The organism is Wolbachia endosymbiont (group A) of Longitarsus flavicornis, from assembly GCF_963931955.1.
GTDB lineage: Bacteria > Pseudomonadota > Alphaproteobacteria > Rickettsiales > Anaplasmataceae > Wolbachia.
This window is the reverse complement of sequence record NZ_OZ008337.1, coordinates 98,703-117,634: the sequence shown is the minus strand read 5'-3', so window position 1 is coordinate 117,634 and position 18,932 is coordinate 98,703. Positions and strand designations below refer to the sequence as shown.

Here is an 18,932-nt window from a genome sequence, read left to right as displayed (position 1 = left end):
AAGATAAAAAGCATTAATAATTATACACAATTGTGAAGAAATATTCAACTAAAATTAAACTACAGGAGAGCTTGCCATAAAATTTTGGCCTGGGGTTTTTACAATTATTTCTGTTTTGAAATTAGTGAAGATGCCTAATAGAGATTGATTTTTATTAACATTAAAGCTATATCTTCATCAGACTGAGAGTTGGGAATATGGCAATAATTCTTTTAGACACAAAAACTATAAACCGTATAGCAGCAGGAGAGGTAATAGAAAGGCCAGCGAGTGTAGTAAAGGAATTAGTAGAAAATGCAATAGATGCTGGAAGTTCAGAGATAGAGATCAAGATAGAAAGTGGTGGACGTAACCTTATAACTGTAACGGATGATGGAAATGGAATAGAAAAGAACGATCTGGAACTAGCACTTATGAGGCATGCCACTTCAAAATTAAGTGATAGTGAGTTAATAGAGATCAGACATCTTGGCTTTAGAGGAGAGGCTCTGCCTTCAATTGCAGCAGTAAGCAGAATGAAATTATCATCTAAGGCAAGTGGAGCAAAGGAAGCATGGTCTATAAGATATGAGGGAGGAGAAAAAATAAGAGAGATTATCCCTTGTTCTTTGTTGCAAGGTACATATATTGAAATTCGTGACTTATTTTTTGCCACACCAAATAGATTAAAATTTCTAAAAACCGAGAGGGCAGAAACACAAAGTATTGTTGATATTGTGAATAACTTAGCGATGATTAATTATAGTATTGGGTTTACTCTCACTTCCGGTAATAAAAAGCTCTTAAAATATGTTAAGCAAACTTCATTATTTAACAGATTATGTGAAACAGAAGAAGAATTTCAGAGCAATTCGCTGGAAGTTAAAGAGGAAGAAGACGGCATCAAACTTACGGGACACATCTGTAAACCAACTATTAGTCGTGGTAATTCAACTCAGATCTATACGTTTGTTAATGGCAGGCCGATAAAAGACAATCTACTTATTGGTGCAATTCGATATGCGTATCAGGACTTTATTCCAAGTGGGAGGTATCCTTTTGCAGTGCTGCACTTAGAGATACCATACGATCAAGTAGATGTAAATGTGCATCCAAATAAATCAGAGGTAAGGTTTCAGAACAAGAGGCTAGTATATGAAATAGTGAGAAGAGGGCTAATAAAAGTGTTGTCAATGAGAATAGGTACCTCTTCAGTGAGTGATATTGATGGATCTAGGTGTCAAGGTATTGGAGAAGAACTGGGTGGTTCGTCTTTTGATGTTAGTGAAAGTCAAAGGAATAATGAGCGTGTTAATAATGGAAAAAGCAGAGAAGTAAAGGGTCGAAAAGAATTTTACGAAAGAAGGCCAAGTCCTTTTGAGAATCAGCTAATGAAAGAATTCAACTTGCCAAATGCAGGAGAGAAAGGCTTATCAGAACGGTCAGAATCATTTGACTATACTGGTATACAGAGATTACCACTACAAGCGGAGACTATGGTTTTAGAAAGGGAGCAAATTGATTTAATAGAGGATCATCCTCTAGGGTATGCACGCTGTCAGGTCCACAGTACTTACATTATTGCTGAGGCTAAAGGCAAATTAATTATAGTAGATCAGCACGCAGCTCATGAAAGATTGATATACGAGTGCTTAAAGCAAAAATCAAGCATAAAAAGACAGAAACTTCTTCTTCCTGAAACAGTTGAAATCAAAAACCAAGCTGGAATGGAGATGGTTAAAACTTATAAAGATAAGCTTTTTGAAATGGGTTTTGCTATTGAAATAGAATCAGAAGATAAAGTAAGGGTAAAAGAAATACCTGCAATTTTAGGAACAATAAATGTGAGAGAGATGGTGATGAATATAATTGATAGATTAATGGAGATAGGAGATACTCTACCTATAGAAGAAAAAGTGAGCAAGATACTAGCTACCATTGTGTGCCATAGAGCTGGAAGGGAAATGAAGTTGGAGGAGATGAATGAGTTGATGAGACAAATGGAGGAAACACCGTATGCTGATCACGGAAGACCAACGTATATAGAAATGAAACTAAGTGATATAGAAAAATTGTTTGAAAGGAGATGAGTTCAGTTTGTCAAAAAGGTTCTCAATTAAGCATACGTAACAGCTCTTCTGGTTATGGAGTATAAAATGTGAAAAAAGAGAATAATTACTCTAATTTTTTATATTATAAAGTAGTAGGACAGAAAGTAAGAAGTTGTAGGATAGCAAAGGGGTATACTCAAAAAGATTTAGCAAAAAAAATCGGAACAACATATCAGGTAATACTGCAATATGAAAAAGGAACACGCAGAATTTCAATTAAGAAATTATATGAATTAGCAGAAGCATTATCAACAACTGCTAGAGATCTAGCTTGCGGACAAGAAGTATCAAATGAGGAAAGGTATGAGGAAGAAGAGATATTAAATCTAGTAAGAAGACATAAAGAGATTAAGGATCAAGAATTACGTGAGACGTTTTATTTATTAACTAAATTCATCCGTATTAGTGAGGAAGAAAGTGGAAAGGCAGTAAAAATAGAGGTGGCAAAGGGTTTAGTTAAGGAAGGAGTTTCTGCTCATGTTATCTATCAAACGACCAGTTTATCTATTGATGAATATGATAATGATGAGAAAAAAATTTCCATTCCGTATAAAGTAGGTCAAAGAATAAAAGAATGGAGGTTGAGAAGAGGATACACTCAAGAAGATTTAGCAAGTAAAGTGGGTATAATAAATCAAAGAATATATGAATATGAACAAGGACGAGCTGCTGTTTCACTTGAAATGTTAGATGAAATAGCAAAGGTACTATTAATTAATATTACAGATCTGCTTCCAGAAACAAGAGAAAATGAGAATAGTGAAGTGGAACTATCAAGGTTAATAGAAGAATACAAAAAGATTAAAAGCCAAGAACTACGTAATGTACTAATAAAATCTCTGTTTGAAAGCATACAAATTTGCAAAAAGAAAGTGAAGAAAGTAGAAAAGATGAAAATTGCAAAGAATTTAGTTAAGGAAGGAATTTCTATCAATATTATTTTAAAAACAGTAGGCATCTCTTTAGACGAAATTCAACAAATTTAAAATAAAAAAATCAGTATCTATTAATATTTTTACTTTTTGATGAAAAAATAAGTAAAAAAGATTGAAAAATTGATTTGACTTCACTCAAAAGCTATGGCTTTATGCCAATGCTGACAAAAAAACAGCAGTAAATATATAAAAACATTTTGTTATTAGTGAAGGGTAATTTTTATGAATAATAAGAAAGATCGTAGAGAAGAAATAGAATTCAGAGCATTAGAAAGCAACGGTAAAGCACTACTTGATCGTGAAGTAATAGAAACGTGCAGTGCATGACAGGGAAGAAGCTCGAGTTATTGCTAGAAAGCTAATAGATAATTTTGGAATAGGAGGAGTTCTAGGCCAGGAAATAGATGACTTGAAAACTATAGAAGGGATAACTGACTCTACAGTAGCAGTAATTTTATGCCTAAAGGAAGCTGCAAAGAGGGTACCAAGAGAAGAGTTAAAGAAAGGACCTGTAATGGATAACTTGGAAACCATCGTAAAATATTTGAGGGTGAGTATTGGTTATTCAGAGTAGGAAAAGATGAAAATAATATATTTTGATCAAAAGTGCCGTTTAAAGGGGGAAGAAGTGTTTACTGGTACAGTGGATAAGGTACCTTTTTACATAAGAGAAGTAACAAGAAAGGCATTAATAAGAAAAGCGACGTCAATAATAATATCGCATAACCACCCAGAAGGAAGGTTAAAGCCATCTGATGAGGATCAAGCTGTAACTAAAGACTTGGCTGAAGCTTGTCAGACTATAGGGATTAGGTTACTGGATCACATTATCATTACAAGTGTTGGATATTTTAGTTTTAAAGAGCAAGGACTGTTATAAAGCAGATATTTGAAGATTTTCATGAGTTGTTTAACTACTTGAATGAAGAAAGTATTTGCAAGTACATTAACCATTGCTTATAATTAATGAGAAAGTATATATTGAATTAATAATAAAGTAATAAAGTCGGTTGTAGACTTAGTAAAGTATATTTAATAGCGGAGGCTAATATGAGTAATAAAATAATTGTACCTTTTGATGATCAAGAAGGAGGTACTTACGAGTTAAACATTGATCTTGATAGATTATCAAAAGGTGAGGTGTTAAATGCTATTGTAGGAATTGGTCGTACTAAGGAGCAATCCACCTTTATAAGCAAAATTAATAAGGCTAAAAAGCCTGAAGAAATAGCACCTTTCCCTGGTAGAGAAGTTCGCGAAAACAAAATCAACTATGGGAAAGGATTTGACTATGTTTATGGCACAAAACCTGTAAGTGATCAAGAAGATAAAAATCCATTTGCTTCAGCTTTGAAAAAAATAAAGCCGAGTGCAGGTGAAAGTGGAACTTTGAGCTGGTTTAAAAGTGAAGTGGTAGAGACAAAGAATGTAAATGAATTGCACAAAGTTATAGACAAAGTACTAGCTTCTGGAGCAAGGCTAAATGCATGTAATGATGGAGAGTGGAGCCTCGCGGAATATGTGATACTGGGCACACATTTTCATAAATTTGATAAGGCTGATCGTAAAAAGCTAATACGTAAATTAATGCTAAACGGTGCAGAGTTTCATGATACTTTATTGGAGAATAAATTGATAGGTGAAATCTATAATGAGCTACAACCAGAAGTTCAGCCACAGATAGATGAGAGACTAGAAGAACTAGAGAAAGCTGGCGAAAGTGCTGTGCAAGAAGGAGAATTAATAGATGTTGAGATAGATAATACAACATCGTATATAGAATTTTCTGGGGATAGCAAGGTAGAGGTAGCCAAAATACTGAGAGAGTTAGGAAGTAATATTTTAAAAATTGGCAATGATGCAGTTGAGGTTAAAAGTGAGAAGGGAGGTATAAGAAACTATATCGATATGTCAGATGAAAGCTCTATTATATTAGAATTTCCTACAAGCATTGGTAAGCTAGATATTATATTGTACCATGATGTAAAAAAATATGATCAAGTACAAGTAAGAGTAGAAAACAAGGAAATGTGGGCTGAACTACAACAAAGAGGAGAAGAAATAGGAAAAAATTGTCTTTTTGCTGGAGTAAAACTTAAAGAAGCAGTAGAAAAGGGAAGTTTTATGAGGTGTGGCATATGGAATAGCAAGCAGCTTATGAAGGAGGTTGATAGCCCAAGTGAAAAATTGTCTTCATGGGTAGATAAAGTACGTGAAAATAGTAAAGAAACTTTTAGGGGGCTTTAATTCATTTATTTTAAGGTTCCAGAGTCTACCATTATATCTGGAGCCTTTGAGCTATAGTAGAAAATATTATATGTATGGTTCTTTGTATGAAAAAAAGTCTAGGCTGTGAGGTAGGGCAAAAAGTAAAAAATTGGAGGTTAGAGCGAGGTTATACTCAAAAGGATTTAGCAGAGAAGGTTGGTGTAAAGTACTGGGTAATATTGCAATATGAGAAAGGGAACCGTAAAATTCCAATTAAGAAGTTATATGCCATAGCAGAAGCATTATCAGTGAATGTGAAAGGTCTAGTTTGTAGAGAAACACTACCAGATGAAAAAAGATATTTTGAAGATGAAGAAATATTAAATTTAATAAAGGGTTATAAAGATAAAGAATTAAGCGAGGTATTTTATTTATTAACCAAATTTATTCGTTTGAGTGAGGAAAGAAGCAGAAAAGCGGTAAAAATGGAAGTAGCAAGGGGTTTGATGAAAGTAGGAGTTTCTGCTCATGTTATCTCTCGAACAACTAACTTATCTATTGGTGAGTATGAGGAGAACAAAATTCCGGTTCCATACAAAGTAGGGCAAAGGATAAAAGAGTGGAGATTGATACGAGGATATACACAAAAAGATTTAGCGAATAAAGTTGGCATAACAAATCAAGGAATATACGAGTATGAACAAGGGAGAGCTGCTGTCTCACTTGAAATGTTAGATGAAATAGCAAAGGTATTATCAATCAGTATCATAGATCTACTTCCCGAATCAGATGAGGATAGTGAAGCGGAAGAAAAGCTATCAAACTTGATAGAAGAATACAAAAAGATTGAGAGTCGAGAATTACGCGATATGCTAATCAAGTCTTTATTTAAAGGTATACATGTTTGTAGAGAAAAGGTCAGAGAGGAAAAGAAGATTGAAGTTGCAAGTGAAAGAAGGAATTTCTGTTGATATTATCTTGCAAACGACAGGCTTATCAAATTATATGATTGAGAAATTTTTGTGATTTCATAAAAACTTAGCCAATAGTGGATTTTTTTGTGATAGAATATATGTTTGCTTCTGTAGGAAAAACAGCTTTTAGAGGATTTATCTATGATAATTCAGAGCATATTGGCTCAGTAAGCTACGAGCTAGGGAAAAAAATAGAAGGTTGTAGGATAGTACAAGGGTATACTCAGGCAAAACTAGCAAGCAAAATTGGTTTAACACATAAGGAAATACATAACTTTGAACTAGGGTGCAAGGCTATTACAATCAAAGAATCGTATATAATAGCAGGAGCATTGTCAGTTAGTGTTGTAGATCTACTTCCAGGACCAACAGTACTAAAAGAAAACAGTTGGTATGAAGATGAGGATAAAGAAATAGTCTATCTAACAAAAATACATAGAGAAATTAAGGATCAGGAATTACGTAAGAAGCTGTATCCATTAGTAAGCGTCAAACAGACGAAATCTGTCAAACCAGGAAGAAACTCCCAATTTAAGTTTTGAGTAATTTCTGATATAACTTTGTGAGAAGCGCTTTTGCAGTTATAACCGACCAAGTCACTGGTGCCTTTAGTGCCCGTTCGTAAGCGTGGTTTTGGGAGGAACGGTCAAATCATTGATGGAGTTTTTGTAGACTACCTCGGTTAGGAGATTGTACTATCAACCGTTCCAAGCTGAAGCGTTTCCCTATTACAAATTATACGAAGGAGTTGCCATGAAAAAAGCAAAAAGTAAATTAGAAATAGTGAATCCTGATGCAGCAGGGATTGATGTTGGTTCATCTGTACATTATGTATGTGTACCTGAAGGAAGAGATGAACAACGTATCCAAAAATTTGGCTGCTTCACTGAAGACCTTCATAATTTAGCACGGTGGTTGAAAAAATGTAAAGTTACAACTGTAGCTATGGAATCAACAGGAGTATACTGGATTCCTTTATTTCAAGTACTCGAATCATATGGGTTTGAAGTAAAACTGGTAAATGCGCGACATGTAAAAAATGTACCTGGAAGAAAGTCAGATGTTCAGGACTGTCAGTGGTTACAACAACTACACAGTTATGGACTACTTCATGGATCATTCAGACCCGATGATCAAATTTGTGTATTGCGTAGTTATGTGCGGCAACGTAAAAGTCTTACTGAAAGTGCATCTACACATGTTCTGCGTATGCAGAAGGCATTAATTCAAATGAATATACAGCTGCATAAAGTTATAAGAGATATTACTGGAGTAACTGGTATGAAAATTATCAAGGCTATAATCGAAGGCGAAAGGGATCCTGAGAAATTGGTTGAATTCAGGGATGCACGAATAAAAAATGATCAGTCTACTATTGCAAAAGCGTTAGCTGGTGACTATAGAGAGGAACACTTATTCACGCTAAAGCAAGAATTTGAACTATATAATATCTATCAAGAAAAAATAGCAGAATGTGATAGAAATATTGAGGCCTATTACAAAACGTTCGAAACAAAACCTGGCGAAAGTAAACAGTTGAGTAAGGAAAAGAATAAGCATAGAAAAAGTAAGCCAAACTTTGCTTTGCACGAGGAACTGCACCGGATAACTGGTATGGATTTTACTAAAGTTCCAGGGCTTGATGTACTAAGTGTACAGACCATAATTTCAGAAACTGGTATAAACCATAGTAAATGGTCAACAGAAAAACACTTCTCATCGTGGTTAGGACTCAGCCCTGCCAATAAAATTACAGGAGAAAAAGTGTTTAGCACAAGAACGCGTAAAGTCATTAATCGTGCTGCGAATGCATTTCGAATGGCTGCTAATTCTGTGGGAAATAGTAAAAGTGCATTAGGTGCATACTACAGGAAATTAAAAAAACGATTAGGAGCGCCAAAAGCAATAACAGCTACTGCAAGAAAGATAGCGTGCATATTTTATAGTATGCTCAAATACGGACAGGAATATGTAGAAAAAGGAATGGAATACTATGAAATACGCTATAAAGATAGAACTGTAAAAAATTTGATCAAAAGAGCAAAGGAACTTGGCTATCTCTTGGTAAAAAAAGATGAGTTAGTTCAAGGAGTTTCTTAGGAGAATTTGACTATTTCTAAATTTCCTCCTAATGCAGCAGAATGTAATACTGTCCATCCTTTATGTCTACCTGTATCATTTATATCAACTCCTTCATTCACTAGAAATTTCACTAACTCTAAACATTTTCCCTCTGCTGCACAATGTAGCGCTGTTAATCTAGGAACTTGTGTATTAATGCTCAATAGATTTTTCACTGAAAACTTCACAATTTCTAGATTGCAATTTTCAGACGCGATCTGTAACACTCTTTTGTAATTATCTGTAGCTTTGGATTTTTGGTAGCAATAAGTAATAACAACGCATACTATTAACAGTATAAACCACACAAAATGTAATTTATCTTTTTCATTATACTTCAGTTTATTCATACTTAACATACAGTTTCTTCATATTAAAAAGATTATTACTCATTTTTTATTAACATTACTTACTCAAAGATGCTGACAACACAGTAAGGTAACCTGAGGTATTTAAAGTATGCTCCACTCTATTAACTATCCATTCACCATCTACCGCTTGATTAAAACCTATAAGATTAAGCTTTGCTTCTGCAAATAACTCTGGATTACCAGGCATGGTTATATCTAAAGTTTCATTGTTACGCTTCAATTGTTTTAACTTGGCATTTGCTGCACTTAGTGCTGACTTTGCATTTGGATAGATTTCTAGCATAATATAACTTGGCTCGCCGCTACCAACTGTTTCTTTAATAGTTTCACCCTTTTCATAGCTGTGCCATTTTGCTACTACTGAATTGTATTTATCACGTACGGTAAAATGCACTTTCCAATTAATTGTGTCTTGAGGTCTAATAGTCGTTGTTCCTAAAGCTTTTCCTGTAGCTGATTTTGCCATGTTTTTTGAAATAAATAATATATATCCACCAGCTAATTTTGCCATTGCTTCACGCTCTGTTGCTATTTTAGTTAACAAGCTGATATCACTTTCGTCTATTTGGTTGATGTGGGGTATCAGTACATCCTTAAATTCCTCAGCAACTTTATATCCATATCCATGTTTTTGGGCTATTTCTTTTACTAAGTTTTCTATGGTAATTTGGCGCCATTCTTTTGATACTTTTGCCTTCAAAGATATTCTTAAATTTGTTGCATGAGCTTTTATTAGTAGGGTCTTAGGTGGGCCTTGTATCGTAACTTCATTGACTGTATATACACCCATTGGAAAGATTCCCGTTTCCTTATAACCTAGTGCTATGTTCAATTCATTTGGAACTTCTACATTTTCATTGCCATAATCAACATATACCTCTGCGATATCATCTATAGTACCAGATTCATCAGTAAGATGCACCGATATTACATGATCTTTTATTCCTTCAATGCTAAATTCAGGTTTCATTTATTCCCACACTTTTAACTTCGATTTTTTTAATTGCTCTTGTATTCTAGGTAACCTGATCTTTAATCCTGCAGGCAAAAAACTTCCATAATCTACAAGTCCAGGGTTTTCCTCCAATACTATTTCTACTGCTCCAGAGCTATATCCATAGTGTTTAAAACATATGTAATCTAACATTTCGTTTTCTCTGGTTATATAATGTACTGTCATACATAACGCCTTAAACTTAAACTAAATTCAACCTTTTTAGGTAATCCACAGGGAAAATACGACGTTTGCTTTTCTTCTAACCGTATAATAACAAATCTTCCCAAAACATTTCCTAATTTATCTACTAAGATACTTGGTTCCTGATTTTTCTCAGCTTCTTTCATACTTTTTAATTGATTTAAATCATTTAGATTATGGAAATAAATTACTCCTTCTAAGTCTATATTTTCTGTACCTTGACCAATATTTTGTGATGAAGGTATTTTACCAATACACTCAATTGTACTCCAACGATTTTCTTTACTATACCTTACACTTGTTGGAGAAAGCTTATGCCGGCCAAGTGATAGCATTAGTAAATCGGCTCTACTGAATCAAACAGAACGTCACGCGATTTTTCTCTTATTCTTTTTATCACTGCATCGGCAAGACTACGTACATCTTGGTTAGGTTCTGCTTTAATACTTATATTAAATGTAAAAGTTTGATTGAAAATTTTTTGTTCACACTTTTCACAGTCTTTTAAAACTTTCTCTGAATTATCTGCTACAGAACCTTTTTCTGTAATCACACTTTCAATATTCGTTCTACTATTCGAAATTCCACTAAAAGTATTATTATTTAATAAAGGATTTCCTTTACTAAAAACATTTCTATTTTCACTAGTTGCACTGCCTATTTTTGCTTCTACTGGTTTCTCTAATGCTTTTATTGGATTATCATTAAACAATTTTCCTATACCAATCCAATTTTCTATAGGTTTTGTAATTGATTTCCAGAGACTTGAAAAAAAGTCCTTTACCTTTTGCCAATTAGCAATTACAAGCGCTGCACCAACTGATAGTCCAGCAATAGCAGCTCCTATAGGATTGGTTAGCGTTAAAGCTTTCAGTCCCATGATTACTGCTGGAATTACTCGTGCTGATAACGAAGTTAATACTGGCAAAAGTGTTCCATGCAAAATAGCATTAAAAGTTAATAGTCCACCTCCAGCCAATGCAAATGCATAACCAAAACCTACCACTGCAATCTTGCCAATAATAAGAGCTGAAATTATGCTCATAACTCCTGTAGTCAAAATTGGACACTTCTCTGCGAACCAAGCTATACCTGTAGATATAGACCTCAAAATCTTACTTATCCAATTTAAAGGAGGCAGCATAACTGACCCTAAGTTCATTCCTAGCTCTGCTATTGTATTTTTGAGTAGCTGCAAATTATTTGCTGTAGTACTTGCGCGATTGTCAAATTCTTCTTGCATGGAATGTTTATACTTTTCTTTGTCAGCTACAAGAGCTATGGCACCTTCATATTTTTTTAGGCTTCCAACTATCAATGCAATATCATCTTGATATTCTTGACCAAAGAGATTGAGAAGGATTTGTGAACGTTCTTGTTTATCTATTTTCTCTAAAGTTTTAAAAAAATGGAGTAATGCTTCTTGACCGTTTTGAGCAATTTTTTGTGACATCTCTTCTGCGGTTATGCCCATGGATTCCAATGTTGCTTTAAATTCTTTTCCTTGTCCCTCAGCAGTTTGGAGCTTAGAAAGTAAAGCGTTTATGGCAGTTCCTGCTTTTGCTGGTTGTTTACCTAAACTAACGAAGGCATTTACTAAACTACTTGTCTGATTAATATCTAAACCAAATTGTTTTGCAGTACCACCAACTATTGCTAGAGCTTCAACCATATCTTTTGCTTTGGCAGCAGTGTTATCTGAGAGGTGATTTATAACGTTGCCAACTCCTTCCATTTTTTCTTCTGCAATTCCATAAATGTTAGCGAGTTTGGCAATAGAATCACCAGCTTGTTCAGCAGAAATGTCAAATGCTGTAGCCATTTTAGCTACTGTTGTTGTAAATCCAATTAACTTATTTTTTTGAATCCCAAGTTGGCCACCACTTGCAGCTATTTGTGCTAACTCTGCAGCTGATAGCGGTATTTCACGAGATAATTCTTTTAGCTTCTTAGCAAACTCAATAGTTTCATTTGTGTTCTGAGTAAAGTTTACTACCTTCTTAACATCAGCCATAGCACTTTCAAAATCAATCGCAACTTTAATTGGTGCTGCAAGTGAAAGTCCTAGTCCTATAGTCTCCATTACTTGTGATCTATAATGCGCTTTTCTTGCTAAAGCATTTTGCTGTTTTTGTATTACAGATCCTAATTTACTGTATTTTCCTTTTAGTACTTCAATAGATGAACCAAGTTTAGTTTGATCTCTCACTAAAGATTTAACATCCTTTCCACTTTTCCTGATTTCTTCATTTAATGTGTGAAGTGCATCTCTCTTTTTAATATAAGCCTCTTTTGCCTTTGATGCCGATGCTTTCAATTTTTCGAATTCATTTCTCAGTGCTTCGCTTGGCTCTTTTTTTTCCTTCTTCTCTTTAGCAATTGCTGTAGCTGATTCTTTCGCTTTCTTCTCCGCTTCCTTCCAATTCTTCATGGCTTCAAGGGCATCATGATTTAATTGCTTAAATTTGGAAACAGATTTCATTGACGAATCAAGTTGCCTTATACTATCGCCTAACTTAGAAAGCTTTGCTGCACTACCTGTCATTGCATTGTTAAAACTACCATCTAACGTTGCACCTATTTTTATTGAAAGCATTGACATTTTTTTGCTACTCCTTTACTTATTTCTACCCATGATAAAAATTCATTTACATCCATATTAGTAATCTGCTCAATTCCACTTCCTGAAATAGAACTGAGTAGTAATACATTATACTTTAAGTTCTCTGTTCCAGCGGCGACAAAAAATCTTTTAGCACCTTCTGTATTTCTACATAATCTTTAATACATAAATCTTCAACTACTTCTTTTGGCACAGACGCTAGATTAGCAATTAAAGCTACTTCTTTCAAAGCTTCGCCTTCTATGCGTTCTATAGCAAGTAAATCTCTTACTTTAGGTTCACGCATTGATAACTCTGAAACAGAAATTCCATCAACTGTTATTGGGTTGTTTAGTGTTATAGTTTTCATAAAATTCTCCTAAAAAATAAAATATTTTTACACTTTTAAAGTTATTTTAATATGCTTCTCCTTAAAAAATAAAATTTCAAATAAGTTTTCATATTCCTAAAACCGTTTGCAGCAAGGCCATCTGATCAACACCATTTATCTTTCTAATCATATTTTCAGCATCGATTTCTATCAGCTCATTACCACCCATCGTAAGTTTATAATAATGGGCAGCTACAGTACACTTCAGCGTTGCTTTTTCAGCAGGTTTCCAGCTACCAAAATCAAATTCTTTGAATATGCCTCTAAGGTTGATAATTACTCCTTCAACCTCATTGCTACCACTACCTTGCATTCCTCCACGGAGCGTTAAAGATACTGAATTTCCATCTATCAAGCCAAAAAGTCTAAATAGTTCTGAATCATACTCAGCGAAAGTAAAGTCTGCTTCAAGCTTTTCCATGCCCATGTCAATATTTATTGGGATATCCATACCACCAGCTCTGTACTCTTCGGTTTTTATGGTAAGCTTCGGCAAGGTTATTTCATCTATTTTTCCTGCATAACCACGGCCATCTACAAATACATTAGACTTCTTTCAAAATTGTTAGAGGGAGTGTAAGATGAAGTATTTGAAAGCATGAAATATAAGGAAATAGAAAAGTTAGAAGGAGAAAAGTTTCGACGTTTAACAGGGGTAAAAAAAGCAACATTTGAGCGAATGGTAGAAATTCTAGAAGTGGAGGATAAAAGAAAAAAAGCTAGAAGTGGAAGAAAAAGTAAACTTTGCATAGAAGACAGGCTACTTACGGCACTGGAATATATAAGAGAATATCGTACATATTTTCATATTGGGCAAAGCTATGGCATGAGTGAAAGTAACAGTTTTAAAATAATAAGATAGGTAGAAGACATATTAATAAAACATCCAGATTTTGCATTACCAGGAAAAAAAGAGCTATTAAAGAGTGATGTAGAATATGAAGTTTTAGTAATAGACGGAACTGAAACGCCAGTAGAGAGACCAAAAAAAAGCAAAAGCCCTTCTACTCTGGAAAGAAAAAAAGGCATACTATAAAAACACAAATAGTAACAGAGAAGAAGAGTAAAAAAGTCATATGCACATCTTTCTCGAATGGTAGAAAACACGATTTTCGGATGTTTAGAGAATCAAAGGTAGCAATATTACCGGACACCAAAATCTTAGCTGATGCCGGCTACAGGGGAATGCAGAAGATACACAAAAATGTTGTATTACCGCACAGGAAAATGAAAAAGAATCCGTTAAGCAAAGAACAAAAAAAAGAGAACAGGGCACTTATGAGCCAAAGGGCAATTGTTGAAAACGTAATTGGCTTATTGAAAAGGTTTAAAATCATCTCGGACAGGTATAGAAACCGACGAAAACGTTTTGGTTTAAGGTTTAATTTGATTGCTGCAATTCACAATTTTGAGCTCCATACATGAATTTTGAAAGAAGTCTATTAAAATTTCTCAGTATTTTCGGTAACACTTTGCTTTCTCCTAACTTATATTTACAAGATGTGATCTGAATGTTATTTGCTCAGCCGGATATGGTGGTGTAAACTCAAAGTCAAAATATACTTTTCCGCTTGCGATGTTTGCTGGTGTGTTTAATTCTGAAGTTGCGTAACATTTTCCGCTGATAATAGCTCCTTGTGCTTTTAAATTGGCCAAATAAGAATTCACCCCCTCAATCACATCATCTATATAAGTTTTTGTGATATTGCGATCAACTGCCCAGAGATGAGCTCGAAGTAAACTATCGTTAATTAAATCTGCAGTGCGCCTTACTGATAGAAAAGCCCATTTCGAATCGTTTGAACATGTTCTATTTCCCCAAAGCCTATAGCCATTTTGATGAATTATCGTTGTTACTTCATTTTCATTTAAATGGTTTGCTCTACAATTTGTATTACCGAGCGTAAAATCAATAGGCCTGCTTGTTCCAACAATACCATTTATCTCTTTATTTGAAGGCGAATGCCAAAATCCTTGCTCGCTGTCTATCTTAGCTATTAACCCAGCTACAAATGGACTCGATGGCAAGATTTCTTCTTTTCCTTCAATAAATACCTTAACCCAAGGATCAACTACGTAAACTCTTGAGCTGCCTACACTTTTTCTCCACTTGATTGCTTCTTCATCATTGGTATTTGGACCATCTGCTACTATTATAGCTCTTAATTTTTCTGCTATAGAAATTAATGCTGCAACCACTGGATTTTTGCCATCTTCTGGTAGTTGGTGAGTAAATTGAGGCGCAATGAGTATTCTTGGCGCAACATGAACTATGCTTTCACTGCTGAGAAATGCCTCAATTCCCTGATATTCTCCAGTTTCTTCGTCAACTCTACCAATTATATTCTTCAGCGTCTCTTCTTCTTTTAATTTTGGATCGCTGTTTTCACTTTCTTTAACTCGAATAACTACTACTGTTGCACCAATCTGGAGAAATATTCCATTTACTGCAGAAGGTAAACTGCCACTCCTTCCAAGCTTTGCTGCTTCTTTTAAGCTTCCTGCTATTAGTACTGGACTATTGAGTGGAAATTTTTGCCCATCAGCTTCAGGTGCAGTACCAATTACACCTATCACTGATGATTTAGCTGTGCGTACTACCTTGGCCCCTGAGGTTACCTCAATAACATTTACACCATGTAAAAATTGCTCTGTCATTTTTTTTGCATTCTTTGTTTAAAATCATTGAGCAAAGTCTGTAGCTCTACTTCACTTTTAGCTTCTTCAATTTTCCTCTTGGCCATGTCTTCCAACTCCTCGCATTTCACTATTGCTTTTACTGCTTTTTTCACTTTTTCCTCGATTATTCTTGCCATTTCAATAACCGTAATACCACGGACTTTTGCTAAAGGTTCTATAATTTCTTTATCCTTTTCATTCATAGATTCTGGTGCTGCTAGAATGCTTTTTGCGGCTTCCGCTTGAATTTCATAAGATTTAGCTTTTTGGTAAGAATGCCCTGCGTATTGGTGAGTATGATTATCATAATAGAAACGCATACTATCAAATGCACAAAGCTTCGCATTATCCAGTAACTCCTTTTGTATATCTTCTTTAGTACGCTGAGCAATTTCTCCTCCCTCTGTTAAACAATAACTTTTTTGCCAATCAAAATTCTTTGGTGCTTCATACCAATCATTTCCAGTTGGCTTGCTTTCAAGTGTTGTTGTTTCAATCTGCTTGTGGTTTTCAAAACGTATGTAAATGCTCACAGTTTTTCTCTCTATTTTATTCACTGCCAAATTTTATGTGTGCTAGATAACCCAGGACATTGCCAAGCTTTTAGCGTTCTTTCTACATCTACTTCAAGCCCCGTGGTTAGAAAATTGCTACGTATGTTATATATTCCCCACTGAATAAATTGACCATAGTTGTATACATAATTTGATGCAAGCATACCTTGACTGACTTGTGTTCTGGAACATAGGTAAGATGATGTGTAAAGTAATATTGCAACTGTTTTTCCTGCTGGAATCTCCACATTACCAGATCCAGCTAATTTGCTATCAGAACTCGTGTATTGGTAAACATTTTTCCATACTATTTTTGAAATACTTGATTTATTAGAATTAGTATTATCTGGTGTTCCCACAAATAGTCCTGCACCCCCATACTCCGTACTCGAGTATGATGATCCAACAAATTCTATTGTTTTATTTATGTTCACATTCGTTGTATTTTTTACAAACACTACTCCAAGTGCAGCATATGGGTAATAGTATATCTCATCATAACTACCCGAAAAACTTTTTGTGCATAACTCTCCGTAAATAAATGTTCCTTTATTTCCCTCTATAAAATAGAGTTGTCTTGGCCGATAAAAACTAACGTAATCTGTATCGTATGTATGGCTACCTGCTAGTAATTGCAACATACAGTCGGTTTTTGTTATATCACTACTCCACTTTCCAAGCTCTGTTGTAAAAGTTCCGTGGCCAAAGTAATTATTTTTTCTTCCAAGTACACCAAATAAGAAAGGTAATGACCCTGGTTCAACCATATTGCGCTTTCTTATTTCGTTTGTAAGCAACGCTCTTAGTTGATCATCTCTAGTTTTTATCTCATTATAAATGTTTTTAGTTCGAGTTTCTATTTCTCCTATAATTGATGAGCCAGATGGTACATTATTAACAGCACGAAAATCTTCTACTAAACCTTTAAGACCATCTTTATGATCATTGCCAACACTATTTATTGCTGCAATACTGGCATTCTTTCTCGTATCAAGTAGTGATAAATTTGTTGTTCCTTTTTCATCAATTCTCTTTAATAACTGCTTCTCTGATTCAGAGATCGCTGCTAAAGAGCTAGTTTTTTTAGTATCCAGATCAGTTAAGTGTTTTTTTGCACTATCAAGAAGTTCTTTTAGCTTACCATCAGTTATCTGTATAATTTCAGATACCGAACTTTTATCTACTATTGATTCCAATGCTTTAGCAAGATATTCTAGTTGATCTGGTGTACTGTTTACTGCTAAATCCTTAAGCCTTTCTTGCAGTGCATCAATTATTCCTTTTACTTTAGTCATTTGCACAATATCAGAAATAGCTTTTTTATCTGCTATCAATTCCAGCGATTTTGCAAGATATGCCAGTTGATCAGCTGTGCTACTTACTGCTAAATCCTTTATCCTTTTATGTAACGCTTCTATTGCTTCTTTCATTCCCAAAAATTCAAAAAAGTTTCAAATCTAAATCGTTTAAAATTATTTTTTAGTTGATTATGCTCATCTTCTCTTTCGGTAATATCTTCATCTATTTTTTCTATAGCTCTTCGAATACGTACCACATCTTGAACTGCAATATTTTCTGGATGAGGCAGTGGATATCCTCGTTTGGTTTGGTCAACAGTCATTATGTGACAATCACTCTGAGATTTTTTACCTTAGGGCGATAAACAACCGTTCCACTTAAAACTAATTTTATCCTTGTTTCATTGCCATTAAAGTTTGTCAGCACATGAGTTCTCTCTACCCAATTTTCTCCAATTGGTTTTCCTGATGTTAAATTTACTAATTGCCAATCCACATTTTTTTGCACATATGCTTTTACATCTGCAGTGCCAGGTATTAGCGCATCATAGGTTATGGTAATCTTAGTGTTAGCTCCTGCTGTAATACTTCTTGTAACATAATCTCCTTTTTCCCCTATATTACCCATAACTAGCTGTAACCCAGGATATAGCACTGGACTTTTTTCTCGCCCTCCTTTTAGGCTTGCCTTTACTGTTAGCTCTCCAGATAATCTTTCACGCAGTGCAAGTGGCAAATTATCAGACAAAAAGTTTTCTCTTCCCTCCTCATCTGTTAAGATAAATTCTACATTGGTATCAAATGCTACTTTTTCGACGTTCGTCAAAATAATTAAATCTGAAGTATTGTTTGCTGTAACTTTTCCTAGATCAATAACGTGAGAAACTTCACTAAATTTTGCAGCTAGTAGTCGAAACGTTAAATCTAAATTTTGATGTGGAGTCCAGGTACTTGCATTGCTCGATGAAAGTAATACTCCTACTTGATATGGTTGACTCGTTACCCAGCGGCTATTTACTGCATCATATTTGCCAAGTTCTGCTATTTTTACTGCAGTACCAGGATCATCAGTAAGTAGCACTATTGCATACTCCTCTCCTGCATGGCAAAACACTGGTGACCAAGTTATATGTGTTGCTGTGCCATCTACTCTTATATCTTTCGGCTCAATATAGCTTTCAGCAATAACAGTCTGCGATGGCATTCCCACTGCTGTTTCTCTAATCTGCACAACAACACGTTTTTTGCCTTTATTTATAAACCATAACTCTAGACCTCCTATGTGTCTGCTCTCATTTAAAGTAAATGTTTGCGCTAAAGGATCAACTCTTCTTGCTGCGATCACTCTTCTTCTTTCTTCTATAGTAATAGTTTTTTTACCAGTATAAGTTGCCTCTCCATAGCTTCCTTTATTCCCATAAAACTGTACTAATTTAGTACCTGCTGGAATGTTTGCTGGTACTTTCACCTTTCCCTTTAATTTTCCCTGGTTGTTAGCTCTTTTTTCCACT

The 18,932-nt window shown here is 34.7% G+C and carries 16 protein-coding genes and 4 pseudogenes; 8 read left to right on the top strand and 12 right to left on the bottom strand.

All coding sequences use genetic code 11. The features are described from left to right. The first annotated feature begins 197 nt into the window (after positions 1–197). The 7 genes and pseudogenes from mutL to AABM58_RS00500 all read left to right on the top strand — a co-directional run bounded on the left by mutL (position 198) and on the right by AABM58_RS00500 (position 8,307). Positions 198–2,069, top strand: a complete 1,872-nt coding sequence (gene mutL / locus AABM58_RS00530; RefSeq protein ID WP_338405977.1) for a DNA mismatch repair endonuclease MutL — start codon at positions 198–200, stop codon at positions 2,067–2,069. A gap of 68 nt (positions 2,070–2,137) precedes the next feature. Beyond that, positions 2,138–3,076, top strand: a complete 939-nt coding sequence (gene wmk, locus AABM58_RS00525; RefSeq protein WP_264731835.1) for a WO male-killing family protein Wmk — start codon at positions 2,138–2,140, stop codon at positions 3,074–3,076. 171 nt (positions 3,077–3,247) lie between these two features. Then, positions 3,248–3,905, top strand: a pseudogene (locus AABM58_RS00520) (JAB domain-containing protein). Positions 3,906–4,075: 170 nt separating this feature from the next. Beyond that, positions 4,076–5,272 carry a hypothetical protein gene (locus tag AABM58_RS00515; RefSeq protein WP_338405976.1) on the top strand — a complete coding sequence of 399 codons (1,197 nt, stop codon included), beginning with the start codon at positions 4,076–4,078 and terminating at the stop codon, positions 5,270–5,272. Positions 5,273–5,358: 86 nt separating this feature from the next. Further along, positions 5,359–6,259 (top strand): annotated as a pseudogene (gene wmk / locus AABM58_RS00510) (WO male-killing family protein Wmk). 34 nt (positions 6,260–6,293) lie between these two features. Further along, positions 6,294–6,749 (top strand): helix-turn-helix domain-containing protein, encoded by a 456-nt coding sequence (locus AABM58_RS00505; protein ID WP_338405975.1) that lies wholly within the window; start codon positions 6,294–6,296, stop codon positions 6,747–6,749. Between the two features lie 211 nt (positions 6,750–6,960). Further along, positions 6,961–8,307, top strand: coding sequence for an IS110 family RNA-guided transposase (locus AABM58_RS00500; RefSeq protein ID WP_338406860.1), 1,347 nt, complete (start codon positions 6,961–6,963; stop codon positions 8,305–8,307). On the opposite strand, the gene AABM58_RS00495 is transcribed toward AABM58_RS00500, so the two are convergent. The 7 genes and pseudogenes from AABM58_RS00495 to AABM58_RS00465 all read right to left on the bottom strand — a co-directional run. After that, positions 8,304–8,678 (bottom strand): ankyrin repeat domain-containing protein, encoded by a 375-nt coding sequence (locus AABM58_RS00495; protein ID WP_338405974.1) that lies wholly within the window; start codon positions 8,676–8,678, stop codon positions 8,304–8,306. The two genes, AABM58_RS00500 and AABM58_RS00495, sit on opposite strands and share 4 nt — an antisense overlap. Positions 8,679–8,733: 55 nt before the next feature. Next, entirely contained in the window at positions 8,734–9,669 is a 936-nt protein-coding gene (locus AABM58_RS00490; protein ID WP_174516833.1) for a contractile injection system protein, VgrG/Pvc8 family, read from the bottom strand. After that, positions 9,670–9,879, bottom strand: coding sequence for a tail protein X (locus AABM58_RS00485; protein ID WP_174516834.1), 210 nt, complete (start codon positions 9,877–9,879; stop codon positions 9,670–9,672). Beyond that, positions 9,876–10,232 (bottom strand): phage tail protein, encoded by a 357-nt coding sequence (locus tag AABM58_RS00480; RefSeq protein WP_174516835.1) that lies wholly within the window; start codon positions 10,230–10,232, stop codon positions 9,876–9,878. Before AABM58_RS00480 ends, AABM58_RS00485 begins: the two co-directional genes overlap by 4 nt. After that, the gene (locus AABM58_RS00475) at positions 10,232–12,499 is read right to left on the bottom strand and encodes a phage tail tape measure protein (RefSeq protein ID WP_338405973.1); all 2,268 of its coding nucleotides are present in this window, start codon (positions 12,497–12,499) and stop codon (positions 10,232–10,234) included. The genes AABM58_RS00480 and AABM58_RS00475 overlap by 1 nt, the downstream gene beginning before the upstream one ends. Positions 12,500–12,614: 115 nt before the next feature. After that, a complete protein-coding gene (locus AABM58_RS00470) occupies positions 12,615–12,869 on the bottom strand; it encodes a phage tail assembly protein (RefSeq protein WP_338405972.1) in 255 nt (84 codons plus the stop codon). Positions 12,870–12,957: 88 nt separating this feature from the next. Then, positions 12,958–13,437: pseudogene (locus AABM58_RS00465) on the bottom strand (phage major tail tube protein); the annotation flags it as partial. 51 nt (positions 13,438–13,488) lie between these two features. On the opposite strand from AABM58_RS00465, the pseudogene AABM58_RS00460 reads away from it, so the two are divergent. Then, positions 13,489–14,315: pseudogene (locus AABM58_RS00460) on the top strand (IS5 family transposase). Between the two features lie 57 nt (positions 14,316–14,372). Here the strand turns inward: AABM58_RS00460 and AABM58_RS00455 are convergent. The 5 genes from AABM58_RS00455 to AABM58_RS00435 are packed head-to-tail and all read right to left on the bottom strand — an operon-like array spanning position 14,373 to position 18,931. Continuing rightward, the gene (locus AABM58_RS00455) at positions 14,373–15,548 is read right to left on the bottom strand and encodes a phage tail sheath subtilisin-like domain-containing protein (protein WP_338405971.1); all 1,176 of its coding nucleotides are present in this window, start codon (positions 15,546–15,548) and stop codon (positions 14,373–14,375) included. Further along, on the bottom strand, positions 15,545–16,102 hold the full coding sequence (locus AABM58_RS00450; RefSeq protein WP_174516840.1) for a hypothetical protein: 558 nt from the start codon (positions 16,100–16,102) through the stop codon (positions 15,545–15,547). Before AABM58_RS00450 ends, AABM58_RS00455 begins: the two co-directional genes overlap by 4 nt. A 20-nt stretch (positions 16,103–16,122) precedes the next feature. After that, positions 16,123–17,553, bottom strand: a complete 1,431-nt coding sequence (locus AABM58_RS00445) for a V-type ATP synthase subunit I domain-containing protein (RefSeq protein ID WP_338405970.1) — start codon at positions 17,551–17,553, stop codon at positions 16,123–16,125. Beyond that, positions 17,550–17,744 (bottom strand): hypothetical protein, encoded by a 195-nt coding sequence (locus AABM58_RS00440; protein WP_114517444.1) that lies wholly within the window; start codon positions 17,742–17,744, stop codon positions 17,550–17,552. Before AABM58_RS00440 ends, AABM58_RS00445 begins: the two co-directional genes overlap by 4 nt. Beyond that, a complete protein-coding gene (locus AABM58_RS00435) occupies positions 17,744–18,931 on the bottom strand; it encodes a hypothetical protein (RefSeq protein ID WP_338405969.1) in 1,188 nt (395 codons plus the stop codon). Before AABM58_RS00435 ends, AABM58_RS00440 begins: the two co-directional genes overlap by 1 nt. Between the last annotated feature and the right edge of the window lies 1 nt (position 18,932).